Consider the following 14,143-nt stretch of genomic DNA (forward strand, 5'->3'; position numbering starts at 1 on the left):
ATACCTCCATCAGTCCATGAAGCCTTGCAGCTTCAGTTCGATGGAGCGCGGATTCTCACCCTCGGCGATGGACAGGATGCCTTCGAGGAGCATCTCGCGGTAACGCGACTGGCGCAGCGCGATGGACTTGAGCTTGTTGCCCGCCGGCAGCAGCAGCAGGTTGGCGAAACCGACGCCATAGATGGTGGCAACGAACGCCACGGCAATGCCGCTGCCGAGCATGCTCGGATCAGCCAGGTTGCCCATCACGTGGATCAGGCCCATCACCGCACCGATGATACCGATGGTTGGTGCATAGCCGCCCATGCTCTCGAACACCTTGGCGGCCTGGATATCGCGCGCCTCCTGGGTATAGAGGTCGACCTCGAGAATGCTGCGAATGGACTCAGGCTCGGCGCCGTCAACCAGCAACTGCAGACCTTTTCGCGCATAAGGGTCAGGCTCGGCATCGGCCACTGCTTCCAGGCCGAGCAGGCCTTCCTTGCGCGCCACCATGCTCCAACCGGTCACACGATTGATGCCGCCGACCAGATCGATACGCGGTGGAAAGAAGATCCAGCGCATGATGCTCATGGCACGCTTGAACACCTGCACCGGCGCCTGCAGAAAAGCCGCGCCCAGCGTACCGCCGATGACGATCAGCGCCGCCGGACCGTTGAGCAAGGCACCAGCGTGCCCGCCTTCGAGATAATTGCCGCCCAGAATGGCAACGAACGCCAGGATGACGCCAATCAGGCTCAGTACATCCATGCGCATGTTTCCGACTTAGCGTTCGTCACTGGCAGGCCTCGGTCAGGTGCCGGCCGATGTCATCCAGGCCGTAGACCGCATCCGCCAGATTGGCTTTGACCACGGCCATGGGCATGCCATAGATCACGCAACTGGCCTCGTCCTGCGCCCACACCTGGCTACCGCCCTGCTTGAGCAGGCGCGCACCCTCACGGCCATCGGCGCCCATGCCGGTGAGTACCACGGCCAGCACCTTGTCACCGTAGGACTTGGCGGCAGAGCCAAAAGTGATATCGACACAGGGTTTGTAATTGAGGCGTTCGTCACCTGGCAGGATTTTTATCGCGCCACGCGCATCGACCATCATCTGCTTGCCACCAGGCGCCAACAGCGCCAGGCCTGGGCGCAGGATATCGCCATCCTCGGCTTCCTTGACCTGAATGCGGCAGAGCTTGTCCAGGCGCTCGGCGAAAGCCTTGGTGAAGGCCGCCGGCATGTGCTGGATCAGGACCAACGGCGCCGGAAAATTGGCCGGAAGCTGGGTCAACACGCGCTGCAGCGCCACCGGGCCACCGGTCGAGGTGCCGATGGCCACCAGCTTGTAGGCCTTGCGCTTGGGCGCTGATGACGTAGGGGCTGCGCCACCGGCCGCTGCTGTCGGACGCGCAGGGACAGCGGGAGCCGGTGCAGCAGGTCGCGTCGAGACAGCAGGACGACTGGTCGGCGCCGCGCTCGGACTAGCCGCAGTCGGCGCCGGAGCCACCGCGGCCGCACTGAAACGGCGATTGCTGCGCGCGATGCTGTGCACCTTCTCACACAGCATCTGCTTGACCTTCTCGGGGTTGCGCGAGATGTCTTCGAAATTCTTCGGCAGGAAATCCACAGCACCCGCATCCAGCGCATCGAGCGTGACACGGGCGCCTTCATGGGTCAGCGAGGAGAACATCAGCACCGGCGTCGGACAGCGCTGCATGATGTTTCGAACCGCAGTGATGCCATCCATCATCGGCATCTCGTAATCCATGGTGATCACGTCGGGCTTGAGCGCCAACGCCTGATCGATGGCTTCCCGCCCATTGGTGGCCGTACCCACGACCTGAATACTGGGGTCAGCAGACAGAATTTCCGACACGCGCCGACGGAAGAAACCGGAGTCGTCTACCACCAAGACCTTGACTACCATACACACTCCTAGACGGCGTTGACCTCGGGTCCACGCCGCGAAACATCAGAAACGTCGAGCGTAGCGCTTGAGCATGCTCGGTACGTCGAGAATCAACGCGATGCGTCCGTCACCCGTGATCGTGGCGCCGGACATTCCGGGCGTGCCTTGCAGCATCTTGCCCAGTGGCTTGATTACCACTTCTTCCTGCCCGACCAGTTGATCGACGACAAAGCCGATGCGCTGACTGCCAACGGTGAGAATCACCACATGGCCTTCGCGCTGACCTTCATGGAAGGCCTGCGGTACCAGCCAACGCTTGAGATAGAACAGTGGCAGCGCCTTGTCGCGCACGATCACCACTTCCTGACCGTCGACCACGTTGGTGCGCGACAGGTCGAGATGGAAGATCTCGTTGACGTTGACCAGCGGGAAGGCGAAGGCCTGATTCTCCAGCATCACCATCAGCGTCGGCATGATCGCCAGGGTCAGTGGCACCTTGATGATGATCTTCGAGCCCTGCCCCTTCTGCGAGAACACGTTGACCGTGCCATTGAGCTGGGAAATCTTGGTCTTCACCACGTCCATGCCGACACCGCGACCGGACACGTCGGAGATCTCGGTCTTGGTCGAGAAGCCCGGGGCGAAAATCAGGTTGTAGCATTCGAACTCGTTGAGACGATCGGCCGCGTCCTTGTCCAGCAGGCCCTTCTCCACGGCCTTGGCACGCAGCACGTCGGCGTCCATACCCTTGCCGTCATCGGTGATCGACAACAGGATGTGATCGCCTTCCTGCTCGGCGGACAGCACCACGCGCCCAGCGCGAGCCTTGCCGCTCTTCTCGCGTTCTTCCGGGGTTTCCACGCCATGGTCGACGGCGTTGCGCACCAAATGCACCAGCGGGTCAGCCAAGGCCTCGACCAGGTTCTTGTCGAGGTCGGTTTCCTCGCCCACCAGCTCGAGGTTGATTTCCTTCTTCAGGTTACGCGCCAGATCGCGGACCAGACGCGGGAAGCGGCCGAAGACCTTCTTGATCGGCTGCATGCGGGTCTTCATCACCGAGGTCTGCAGATCCGCCGTGACCACGTCGAGGTTCGACACAGCCTTGGACATCGCCTCGTCGCCGCTGTTCAGTCCCAGGCGCACCAGACGGTTACGCACCAGCACCAGTTCGCCGACCATGTTCATGATCTCGTCGAGGCGCGCAGTGTCGACCCGTACGGTGGTTTCCGCTTCGCTCGCGGCCGGCGCCTTGTCGGCAGCCGGCGCAGGCGCGGCAGAAGCACGAGCGGCAGCAGGCTCAGCCTTGGCTGCTGCGGGCTTGGCAGGTGCGGCGGCCTTGGGCGCTGCTGCAGGTTTGGCCGCGGCGGCAGGCGCGGGCGCCGGCTCAGCGGGCGGCACGAATTTGCCTTTGCCGTGCAATTGATCGAGCAGCGACTCGAACTCGTCGTCGGTGATCTCATCACCGGCCGGAGTGGGCGCTGCAGCAACGGCTGCAACCGGAGCAGCGGCTTCGGCGGTGGCCGAGAACTGACCTTTGCCATGCAGCTGATCGAGCAGCGCTTCGAATTCGTCGTCGGTGATCTCATCGCCTGCCGCTACGCCAGCAGGCGCAGAAGCGCCTACCGCAGCGGCAGGCGTTTCGACCGTGCCGGCGAACTGCCCCTTGCCGTGCAACTGATCGAGCAGCGACTCGAACTCGTCATCGGTGATCTCATCGCTGGCACTGGTCTGCGCACTGGAGGCGGCAGCCGGCGCGTCACCCAGGGCATCGAGCAGTTGCTCGAATTCGCTGTCGGTGATGTCGCCCGCGGCAGCGGACGGCGTAACTGGCTCAGACACCGGCACGGGTTCCGGCTCGGCCTGCTGCACCGGCGCAGGAGCTGCTTCAGCGCCGCCCGGTTCGGCCAGGCGTGACAATGCCGCCAGAAGTTCAGGCGACGCGGGCGTCGGCTCGCGGCGCTCACGCACCTCGCCGAACATGCCATTTACTGCATCAAGAGCCTCGAGCACCACATCCATCAGCTCCGAATCGACGCGACGCTCACCCTTGCGCAGGATGTCGAAGACGTTTTCGGCGATATGGCAGCACTCCACCAACTCGTTGAGCTGGAGGAAACCCGCTCCGCCCTTGACGGTATGGAAACCGCGGAAGATGGCGTTGAGCAGGTTCATGTCGTCCGGTCGGCTTTCCAGCTCGACTAACTGTTCGGACAACTGTTCGAGAATCTCGCCGGCCTCTACCAGGAAATCCTGGAGGATCTCTTCATCGGCGCCGAAGCTCATATTGTGTGCTCCTTAGAACCCTAGGCTGGACAGCAGGTCGTCGACATCGTCTTGGCTGGAGGCGACGTCATCACGCTTATCGGCATGAATCTGCGGACCTTCACCCCGCGATGGCTCTTTTGATTTTTCCTGTTCGGTACGCAGCGCTTCGTGGTCGTGCTGAATACCGGCAAAACGGTCGACCTGGCTGGCCATGAGCATCAGCTTGAGCAGGTTGCTTTCCACTTCGGTCACCAGCTGGGTGACACGCTTGATCACCTGGCCGGTAAGGTCCTGATAGTCCTGAGCCAACAGAATGTCGTTGAGGTGGCCGGAGAGCTTGGCGCCATCTCGTTCACTGCGGGCGAGGAACAGCTCGACACGCTTGGCCAGCTCGCGGAAACCGTCGGCACCGATTTCGCGGCGCATGAAGCGGCCCCACTCAGCGCTGAGGCTCTGCGCTTCGTCACTGAGGTCGTTGACCAGCGGCGCACTCTGCTCGACCAGATCCATGGTCCGGTTGGCGGCCTTCTCGGTCATGGTCACGACGTAGTTCAGGCGCTCGGTCGCATCGGCGATCTGCGACAGCTCCTGGGCATGCGGCATACGCGGATCGAGCTGAAAATTGACAATGGCGTTGTGCAGTTCACGGGTCAGTTTGCCGACCTCGTGATACAGCCCGCGGTCGCGGACCTTGTTCAGCTCGTTGATCAGTTGCACCGCGGCGCCGAAATTACCTTGTTCAAGGCTATCGACCAGATCGCGGGCATTGTTTTTCAGGGTCGACTCGAGGTCACCCAGCGTGGAGTCATCGTGTTCCATAGCACCCTCGCGGCTGACATCAGCCGTTGACCCGCTCGAAGATCTTCTCGATCTTTTCCTTCAACACCTGAGCGGTGAAGGGTTTGACCACGTAGCCATTCACACCGGCCTGGGCCGCCTCGATGATCTGATCGCGCTTGGCTTCAGCAGTCACCATCAGCACCGGCAGGTGCTTGAGGCGCTCGTCGGCACGTACGGCGCGCAGCAGGTCGATGCCGGTCATGCCAGGCATGTTCCAGTCGGTCACCAGAAAGTCGAAACTGCCGCTTTGCAGCATCGGCAGCGCCGAGGTGCCGTCATCGGCTTCCGCGGTGTTGGTGAAACCCAAATCCCGCAAGAGGTTCTTGATGATCCGTCGCATCGTCGAGAAATCGTCAACGATGAGGATTTTCATGTTCTTGTCCAAGTCGACCTCCGTACAGTCCCAAACGTATTGCGCTTGCAACTACGCCCTTTAATCGTGAAACCGTTTGCGCCTGCGAGTACGCCGCGTTCAGCCAGCGCGCCACTCACTCAGCCGCGAGCGCAAACGCGCCGCGCACTGGCTGTGCAACTGGCTAACACGTGACTCGCTAACCCCCAGCACTTCACCGATTTCCTTCAAGTTCAGTTCTTCATCGTAATACAGCGCCAGCACCAGACGTTCGCGCTCCGGCAAACCGGCGATGGCATCGGCCAAGGCCGCCTGGAAGCGTTCGTCTTCGAGGTCCCGCGAAGGTTCGAGGTGAGTGTGTCCGGCGTCTTCGTGCAACCCGCCATGTTCGCCGTCCTGCAACAGGTCGTCGAAACTGAACAGGCGGCTGCCCAAAGTGTCGCCAAGAATGCCGTAGTAATCTTCCAGACTCAATTGGAGTTCGGCCGCAACCTCGTGATCTTTAGCGTCCCGTCCGGTTCTGGCCTCCACGACACGAATGGCATCACTGACCATCCGGCTGTTGCGGTGCACCGAACGCGGCGCCCAATCACCCTTGCGCACCTCGTCGAGCATGGAGCCGCGAATACGGATACCGGCGAAGGTCTCGAAACTGGCACCCTTGCTGGAGTCGTATTTGCGCGAGGCTTCGAGCAGGCCGATCATGCCGGCCTGGATAAGATCATCGACCTGCACGCTGGCCGGCAGACGAGCCAGCAGGTGGTAGGCGATGCGCTTGACCAGCGGCGCATAGCGCTCGATCAGCTGGTGCTGGGAGTCCTGCGCCTGAGCCTTGTTGTACATACGAAGTCCAGAAGCTGCTGTCATACGGCCGAGTCTGCGGTCGGTTGTTGCACCAGACGCTCGACGAAAAACTCCAGATGACCACGGGGATTGGCCGGTAACGGCCAGGTATCTACCTTCTGAGCTATCGCCTTGAACGCCAGGGCGCACTTGGATCGAGGGAAGGCTTCATAGACGGCGCGCTGCTTCTGCACGGCCTTGCGCACACACTCATCGTAAGGCACGGCACCGACATACTGCAGGGCGACATCGAGGAAACGATCCGTCACCTTGGTCAGCTTAGCAAAGAGATTGCGTCCTTCCTGCGGGCTATGGGCCATATTGGCCAGTACGCGGAAGCGGCTGATGCCGTGATCGCGATTGAGCAGCTTGATCAACGCGTAGGCGTCGGTAATCGAGGTGGGCTCATCGCAGACCACCACAAGGATCTCCTGCGCCGCACGCACGAAGCTGACCACCGCATCACCGATACCGGCAGCGGTGTCGATCACCAGCACGTCAAGGTTTTCACTGATGTCACTGAACGCCTGGATCAACCCGGCGTGCTGCATCGGCGTGAGGCTGACCATGCTCTGCGTACCGGATGCTGCCGGCACGATGCGCACGCCACCCGGCCCCTGCAGCAGAACGTCACGCAGATCACATTCACCCGCGATGACATCGGCCAGGGTGCGCTTGGGCGTCAGGCCCAACAGAACGTCGACGTTGGCCAAGCCAAGGTCGGCGTCCATCAGCATGACCCGACGGCCGAGATCGGCCAGGGCCATGGACAGATTGACCGACACATTGGTCTTGCCGACGCCACCCTTGCCGCCAGTCACCGCAATCACCTGTACGGGATGCATACCCATGTTCTTTCTACACCTTGTCTAACTTCGACTTGGCCTTACAGGTCGTTGGTAAGCACCTGTTGAGGCCGTTCACTCCCGCACCACGTGGCGAGAGGGTGCAACATTCTCGCTGCGTCAACCGGCTCGCTTGGCCGGATTGTGATAGAGGCCGGCGAACATCTGCGCCATGGCGTCCTCACTCGGCTCCTCGGCAGCCTGCAGCCCAACGGCACGGCTGACCAGCTGATGGCTACGCGGCACATGCAGATCGTCCGGAATCCGCGGCCCGTCCGTCACATAGGCTACCGGCAGTTGCTGGCCTATAGCCAGACCTAAAACCTCACCCAGACTCGCGGCTTCGTCCAGTTTCGTCAGTATGCAGCCTGAAAGACCACAACGCTTGTAACTATGGTAGGCCGCCTTGAGCACTTGGCTCTGACTTGTTGCGGCCAGTACCAGATAATTCTTCGCCTTGATGCGTGCCGAGGCCAGACTCTCCAACTGCAGACGCAGCGCCGGATCGTTGCCTGGCAGGCCAGCGGTATCGACCAGCACCACGCGTTTCTTGGCCAGCGGCGCCAGAGCCTGCAGCAGAGACTGACCGGGGTCGATCTGAGTCACCGACACACCGAGGATGCGCCCCAGGGTCTTGAGCTGTTCCTGCGCGCCAATGCGGAAGCTGTCCATGCTCACCAGAGCGACCTGTTGCGAGCCGTACTTAAGCACATAACGCGCAGCCAGCTTGGCCAGGGTGGTGGTCTTGCCCATGCCGGCCGGACCGACCAGCGCGATCACACCACCCTCTTCCAGCGGTTCGACCTTGGGCGTAGTGATCGCGTGAGCCAGGTGCGCCAGCAACATACGCCAGGCCTGACGCGGCTCGGCCACACTGGCTACCTTGCTCAGCAGCGCCTGCGATAGCTCGGCAGACAGCCCCATGCGCTGCAGGCGGCGCCACAGATTGGCCTGCTGCGGACGACGGTTCTGCAGTTGCCCCCAGGCGATGGACCCCAGTTGCACTTCGATCAGCTCACGCAAGCCGTGCAGCTCGAAGCGCATGGCTTCCAGTGCGCGCGGGTCGACCGCAGGCGTAACAGGTACAGGGGCCTCGACCGGGCGCTGCGGCTTGACCAGGGTCGCGGGTAGCTCGGGCGCCAGCAGCGACTCATTGGCGAACAATTGACGGTCCTTGCCGGCATCCTGCTCGGCACGCGTGGTCAGCTCGGCCTGAGCGCTGGCGATGCGCGCCTGGGTCTTGCGCAGCTCGGCTTCCAGCGCCGGGTTCGGGCGCACCGGCGCCGGTGCCTGATAATCCAGCGCAGCGGTCAGCTCGACACCACCGGCAACCCGGCGGTTGCCGATGATCGAGGCATCGGCGCCCAATTCATCACGCACCAGTTTCATGGCGGTCCGCATATCGGCGGCGAAGAAGCGTTTGACCTGCATGACCCTTTACCTCAGTTCTGGCCAACCGTAGCGACTATGGTGACCTGCTTGTTGTCCGGAATTTCCTGGTAGGCCAGCACATGCATGCTGGGTACCGCCAGCCGCGCGAAGCGCGACAACATCGCCCGGACCGGTCCGGCCACCAGCAGAATCACCGGCTTGCCGAGCATTTCCTGGCGCTGCGCCGCTTCCACCAGGGAACGCTGCAGCTTCTCGGCCATGCCCGGTTCGAGGAGGATGCCATCCTCACCGCCCTGACCGGCCTTCTGCAGACTGTTGAGCAAGATCTGTTCCAACCTTGGTTCGAGGGTTATCACAGGCAGCTCCGGCTCTAGTCCCACGATGCCTTGCACGATTGCACGGGCCAGCGAGACGCGTACTGCAGCAACCATCGCGGCGGGATCTTGACTCTTCGGCGCGACGTTGGCGATGGCCTCGGCGATGGTGCGGATATCGCGCACCGGCACCTGCTCCTGCAGCAGCGCCTGCAGCACCTTGAGCAGGGTCGACAGCGATACCAGCCCCGGCACCAACTCTTCGGCAAGCTTCGGCGAGCTCTTGGCCAGCAACTGCATCAGTTGCTGCACTTCCTCGTGCCCCAGCAGCTCGTGGGCATGCTTGTGCAGGATTTGATTGAGGTGAGTGGCCACCACGGTACTGGCGTCGACCACGGTGTAGCCCAGCGACTGCGCCTGATCGCGCTGAGTGGGGTCGATCCACACGGCCTCCAGACCGAACGCCGGATCCTTGGCGGCGATGCCATTGAGCGGGCCGAACACCTGGCCGGGGTTGATCGCCAGTTCGCGATCCGGATAAACCTCGGCCTCGGCCACGCTGACGCCCATCAGCGTCAAGCGGTAGGCGTTGGGCGCCAGATCGAGGTTGTCGCGAATATGCACCGAGGGCATGAGAAAGCCCATTTCCTGCGACAGCTTCTTGCGCACACCTTTGATCCGCGCCAACAACTGGCCACCCTGGTTGCGGTCCACCAGCGGAATCAGGCGATACCCCACTTCCAAGCCGACCATATCAACGGGGGTGACGTCGTCCCAACCCAGTTCCTTGACCTCCTGGGCCTTCTGCGCAGGCAGCAGCTCCTGCTGGCGCTGCACTTCCTTGACCTCGGCCTCCTTGATCTTGCGCTGCTTGTTGGCGATCCAGTAGGCGGCGCCAGCGGCCACCAGGCCCAGGCTGATAAAGGAGAAATGCGGCATGCCGGGCACCAGGCCCATGGCAATCATGATCGCCGCCGCCACCGCCAGCGCCCGCGGCGAAGCGAACATCTGCCGGTTGACCTGGGCACCCATGTCCTCGGAGCTGGAAACACGGGTCACCATCACCGCGGCGGCGGTGGACAGCAGCAATGAAGGAATCTGCGCCACCAGGCCGTCGCCGATGGTCAGCAGCGTGTAGACCTTGCCCGCCTCGGCGAACGGCAGGCCGTGCTGCAGCACGCCGATGGCGATACCGCCGATGAGGTTGATGAACAGGATCAGCAGGCCGGCGATGGCATCGCCACGGACGAATTTGCTGGCACCGTCCATGGAGCCGTAGAAATCTGCCTCCTGCGCCACTTCACTGCGGCGTTTCTTGGCTTCGTTCTGATCGATCAGGCCAGCATTGAGGTCGGCGTCGATGGCCATCTGCTTGCCTGGCATGGCATCGAGGGTGAAGCGCGCGCTTACCTCGGAAATCCGTCCGGCACCCTTGGTGACCACTACGAAGTTGATGATCATGAGGATGGCGAACACCACGATACCAACCACGTAGTTACCGCCGATCACCACCTCACCGAAGGCCTGGATCACCTGCCCCGCCGCACCATGCCCCTCGTGGCCGTTGAGCAGCACCACGCGGGTCGAAGCCACGTTCAGCGCCAGACGCAACAACGTGGCCGCCAGCAGAATGGTGGGGAACACGGCGAAATCCAGCGGTCGCAGCGCATAGATGCTGACCAGCAGCACGACGATGGACAGCGCGATGCTGAAGGTGAACAGGGTGTCGAGCAGAAACGGTGGGATCGGCAGCATGACCATGCCGAGCATGACCAGCAGCAGCAGCGGAATGCCCAGGTTGCCATGGCGCAAACCTGCAAGGTTGCTGCGTACGTCACCGATTAGCTGTGCGCGATCTACTGCCACGTCCCTACCCCAGACCATTCAATCTTTTGACGCGAAAGTGCGTCCTGAAGGGGTAATGGCAAGAAGCGTTCCATAAATGACAGGGCAGCGCCCAAGAGGCACGTTACGAATCGCGGCGCAGGTCCGCCGGGATCGGAAAGTCGGGCAACGGGCCCGGGCGTTTGCCCTTGCCGGCCTGATATTGACGAAGCTGATAGACGTAGGCCAGCACCTGCGCCACGGCCAGGTAAAGGCCAGCGGGAATTTCCTGATCCAGCTCGGTGGAGTAATACACCGCACGGGCCAATGCCGGGGACTCCAGCACCATCACCTTGTGCTCCTGGGCAATCTCGCGAATCTTCAGCGCCAGGAAGTCGCCGCCCTTGGCCAACAATAGCGGTGCGCTACCCTTCTCCGGGTCGTACTTGAGCGCTACGGCGAAGTGCGTCGGGTTGGTGATCACCACATCAGCCTGCGGCACGGCTTGCATCATCCGCCGTTCAGCCATCTCACGCTGCAATTGACGAATACGTCCTTTGACTTCGGGCTTGCCCTCGGTGTCCTTGTACTCGTCGCGCACCTCCTGCTTGGTCATCATCAGCTTCTGCTTGTGACTCCACAGCTGGAACGGCACATCCACCGCGGCGATCAGGATCAACCCGCAGGACAACCAGAAAGCGCTCCAGCCGACGACCTTGAGGCTGTGCAGGATGGCGGGCTCGACCGGTTCGTTGGCAATGGCCAGCAGATCGTCCTGATCCACCGACAGCACCACCAGCGCCACCGCGAGAATCACCAGAAACTTGGCCAGCGCCTTGAGCAATTCGACCAACGCCTGAACCGAGAACATGCGCTTGAGGCCGGCCAGGGGGTTCATCCGGCTGGCCTTGGGTTGTAGCGCCTCAGCAGAGAACAACCATCCCCCCAACGCGATGGGACCGACGACGGAGGCGATCAACAGTGCGATCAAGAAGGGTTGCACGGCCAGCAATGCCTGCTTGCCAGACGCCAGCAGATAAAGCGCCATGCTGCCTTCGTTCAGCAGCACATCACGTGGCAGGCTGAAATTGCCGCGCATGATGTCCATCAGCGCATTGCCCATGTAGGCGCCGAAAATGATCAGAGCTACGGTGCCGGTGAGCGTCACCGCCAACGTATTGAGCTCCTTGGAGCGAGCGATCTGGCCTTTCTTGCGCGACTCTTCAAGCCGCTTGCCTGTGGGTTCCTCGCTCTTGTCAGCACCGCTCTCGCTTTCGGCCATCGCTACCTCACAAGAGCGAATTCGCTCAGCTGCTGCAGGGCTTCGCTGGCCAGCGCCTGGAACAGATTGCCGAAATCGGAAAGCCCCACCCAGAAAATCACCAGGCCCATGGCCAGGGTCAGGGGGAAGCCGATGGAGAAGATGTTCAGCTGCGGCGCAGCGCGGGTCATCACACCAAACGCCAGGTTGATCACCAGCAGCGCGGTGACCATGGGCAAGGTCAAAAGCAGGCCGGCACCTATCACCCAGCTCAACTTGCCGGCCAGTTCCCAGTAATGATTGACCATCAAGCCTTGCCCGGACGGTAGCGTGACGAAGCTTTCCGCCAGAATTTCCAACACCACCAGATGGCCGTTGATTGCCAGAAACAACAGGGTCACCAGCATCAGCATGAACTGGCCAAGCACCGGCACCGACACACCATTGGTAGGGTCGACCATCGAGGCAAAACCCAGGCCCATCTGCATGGCGATGATCTGCCCGGCAACGGCGAACAGATGGAAGAACAACTGCAGGATGAAGCCGAACATGGCACCAATGAGCACCTGTTCCAGGATCAACAGCAGACTACGCAGACTCAAGGCATCGACTTGCGGCATCGGCGGCAGCGTCGGTACCAGCACCACACTGATGGCCAGAGCCAGATAGAGGCGTACGCGGTTCGGTACCAGTTGGGTACCGATGATGGGCATCACCATCAGCATCGCGGCGATACGAAACAACGGCAGCAGGAACTGGCCGACCCAGCCGCTGATCTGCTCGTTGCTCAATTCCAGCATCGCGCGCAGCCCCTCAACCTATGAGGTACGGAATGTTCTGGATCAACGTCTGGGTGTACTCCATCAACTGACTCACCAGCCAGGGACCGGCCCAGATCAGCGTGATCAGCATCACCATCAGGCGCGGCAAAAAGCTCAGCGTCTGTTCGTTGATCTGCGTGGCAGCCTGGAACATCGCCACGACCAACCCCACCAGCAGGCTGGGCACCACCGCCAGACCGACGATCAGCACGATCAGCCACAGCGCTTCGCGAAACAGGTCAACCGCAACTTCGGGAGTCATCAGAGGCCTCGCTATATCGTGCCGAAACTGGCGGCCAAGGTGCCCATGATCAGCGCCCAGCCGTCGACCAGGACGAACAGCATGATCTTGAACGGCAATGAGATGATCAGCGGTGACAGCATCATCATACCCATCGCCATGAGGATACTGGCGACCACCATGTCGATGATCAAAAACGGAATGAAGATCATGAAGCCGATCTGGAACGCGGTCTTCAACTCGGAGGTGACGAACGCTGGTACCAGAATGGTCAACGGCACGTCCTCGACGCTGGCCAGGTCGGTGCGTTTGGACAGCCGCACGAACAGTTCCAGGTCGCTTTCGCGAGTCTGCGCCAGCATGAAGTCGCGGATCGGCCCTTCTGCCCGCGTCAGTGCGTCCTGCGCGACAATCTCCTCGTTCAGATAAGGCTGCAACGCATCGGTGTTAATCCGGTCGAAAATCGGCGCCATGATGAACATCGTCAGAAACAGCGCCAGGCCGACCAGTATCTGATTCGAGGGTGTCTGCTGTAGGCCCAGCGCCTGACGGAGGATGGAAAAGACGATGATGATCCGGGTAAAACTGGTCATCAGCATGACGAACGCCGGGATGAAGCTCAGCGCCGTCATGATCAGCAGAATCTGCAGGCTGACCGAGTACTCCTGCTGACCTTGCGCATCCGTCGATAGGGTAATGGCCGGGATCGACAGCGGGCTGTTGCCCTGCTGAATCAGCGAGCTGGCGCCAGGTGGGTCTTCGGCGAATGCCAGCGATGCGGCGAGACTCAGCACCAGAACCAGCAACAAACGCAGCATCAGGATTTGTCCTTCTGATCCTTGCCCAGCAGCTCCATCAGGCGCTGAGCGAATTCTGGTGTGGCCAGCTCGGCGTCAGGCAGGTGCACGGGCTCCTTGAGCACGTGCAGCGGGGTGATCCGCCCGGCGGACAGGCCCAACAGAATCTGCTCACTGCCCACTTGTACCAGTACCAGGCGATCACGCGGGCCCAGCGGCTGAGTGGCCAGCAGCTTGATCACCTGATTACCGCGCGGAGCCAGTTGCTGCATGCGGCGTAGCAGCCAGGCGAGCAGGAAGATCAAACCGATCACCAGCAGCAGGCCGAGCAACAACTGACCGAGCTGGCCGGCTATGTCGCTGCCGGCCATGGGCGTCGCCGCCTTGCCGGCAGGTTCGGCAGCCATGGCCACCAGGGGCATGCTCAGAAACAGAGCGAGAAGACGAGCCATGG

The 14,143-nt window shown here is 61.7% G+C and carries 14 protein-coding genes; all 14 read right to left on the bottom strand.

The annotated features are described in order from the left end of the window. Positions 1 to 9: 9 nt before the first annotated feature. Positions 10 to 750, bottom strand: coding sequence for a flagellar motor protein (locus JWV26_RS00900; protein WP_017679181.1), 741 nt, complete (start codon positions 748 to 750; stop codon positions 10 to 12). Positions 751 to 775: 25 nt separating this feature from the next. After that, positions 776 to 1,912: a protein-glutamate methylesterase/protein-glutamine glutaminase gene (locus tag JWV26_RS00905; protein ID WP_003460776.1), complete on the bottom strand. Its 1,137-nt coding sequence runs from the start codon at positions 1,910 to 1,912 to the stop codon at positions 776 to 778. 45 nt (positions 1,913 to 1,957) lie between these two features. Further along, positions 1,958 to 4,177: a chemotaxis protein CheA gene (locus JWV26_RS00910; RefSeq protein WP_206418178.1), complete on the bottom strand. Its 2,220-nt coding sequence runs from the start codon at positions 4,175 to 4,177 to the stop codon at positions 1,958 to 1,960. Between the two features lie 12 nt (positions 4,178 to 4,189). Continuing rightward, positions 4,190 to 4,978, bottom strand: a complete 789-nt coding sequence (locus tag JWV26_RS00915; RefSeq protein ID WP_072425677.1) for a protein phosphatase CheZ — start codon at positions 4,976 to 4,978, stop codon at positions 4,190 to 4,192. A 19-nt stretch (positions 4,979 to 4,997) separates the two neighbouring features. Beyond that, positions 4,998 to 5,372 carry a chemotaxis response regulator CheY gene (locus JWV26_RS00920; protein WP_169968482.1) on the bottom strand — a complete coding sequence of 125 codons (375 nt, stop codon included), beginning with the start codon at positions 5,370 to 5,372 and terminating at the stop codon, positions 4,998 to 5,000. A 99-nt stretch (positions 5,373 to 5,471) separates the two neighbouring features. Then, the gene (gene fliA / locus JWV26_RS00925; protein WP_026088789.1) at positions 5,472 to 6,218 is read right to left on the bottom strand and encodes an RNA polymerase sigma factor FliA; all 747 of its coding nucleotides are present in this window, start codon (positions 6,216 to 6,218) and stop codon (positions 5,472 to 5,474) included. Next, on the bottom strand, positions 6,215 to 7,045 hold the full coding sequence (fleN, locus tag JWV26_RS00930; RefSeq protein ID WP_162843938.1) for a flagellar synthesis regulator FleN: 831 nt from the start codon (positions 7,043 to 7,045) through the stop codon (positions 6,215 to 6,217). Before fleN ends, fliA begins: the two co-directional genes overlap by 4 nt. 114 nt (positions 7,046 to 7,159) lie before the next feature. Then, on the bottom strand, positions 7,160 to 8,470 hold the full coding sequence (gene flhF, locus JWV26_RS00935; RefSeq protein WP_074916088.1) for a flagellar biosynthesis GTPase FlhF: 1,311 nt from the start codon (positions 8,468 to 8,470) through the stop codon (positions 7,160 to 7,162). Between the two features lie 11 nt (positions 8,471 to 8,481). Beyond that, entirely contained in the window at positions 8,482 to 10,629 is a 2,148-nt protein-coding gene (gene flhA, locus JWV26_RS00940; protein WP_072425679.1) for a flagellar biosynthesis protein FlhA, read from the bottom strand. Positions 10,630 to 10,714: 85 nt separating this feature from the next. Next, positions 10,715 to 11,851, bottom strand: coding sequence for a flagellar biosynthesis protein FlhB (flhB, locus tag JWV26_RS00945; RefSeq protein WP_206418179.1), 1,137 nt, complete (start codon positions 11,849 to 11,851; stop codon positions 10,715 to 10,717). A gap of 2 nt (positions 11,852 to 11,853) precedes the next feature. Next, on the bottom strand, positions 11,854 to 12,630 hold the full coding sequence (fliR, locus tag JWV26_RS00950; protein ID WP_017679173.1) for a flagellar biosynthetic protein FliR: 777 nt from the start codon (positions 12,628 to 12,630) through the stop codon (positions 11,854 to 11,856). 13 nt (positions 12,631 to 12,643) lie between these two features. Further along, complete coding sequence (gene fliQ / locus JWV26_RS00955) at positions 12,644 to 12,913, bottom strand: flagellar biosynthesis protein FliQ (RefSeq protein WP_017679172.1); 270 nt, start codon at positions 12,911 to 12,913, stop codon at positions 12,644 to 12,646. Between the two features lie 11 nt (positions 12,914 to 12,924). Next, positions 12,925 to 13,710 carry a flagellar type III secretion system pore protein FliP gene (gene fliP, locus JWV26_RS00960; RefSeq protein WP_206418180.1) on the bottom strand — a complete coding sequence of 262 codons (786 nt, stop codon included), beginning with the start codon at positions 13,708 to 13,710 and terminating at the stop codon, positions 12,925 to 12,927. Beyond that, entirely contained in the window at positions 13,710 to 14,141 is a 432-nt protein-coding gene (gene fliO / locus JWV26_RS00965; protein ID WP_206418181.1) for a flagellar biosynthetic protein FliO, read from the bottom strand. The genes fliP and fliO overlap by 1 nt, the downstream gene beginning before the upstream one ends. Positions 14,142 to 14,143 lie beyond the last annotated feature (2 nt).

The sequence above is a fragment of the Ectopseudomonas toyotomiensis genome (assembly GCF_017167985.1).
Classification (GTDB): Bacteria; Pseudomonadota; Gammaproteobacteria; order Pseudomonadales; family Pseudomonadaceae; genus Aquipseudomonas; species Aquipseudomonas toyotomiensis.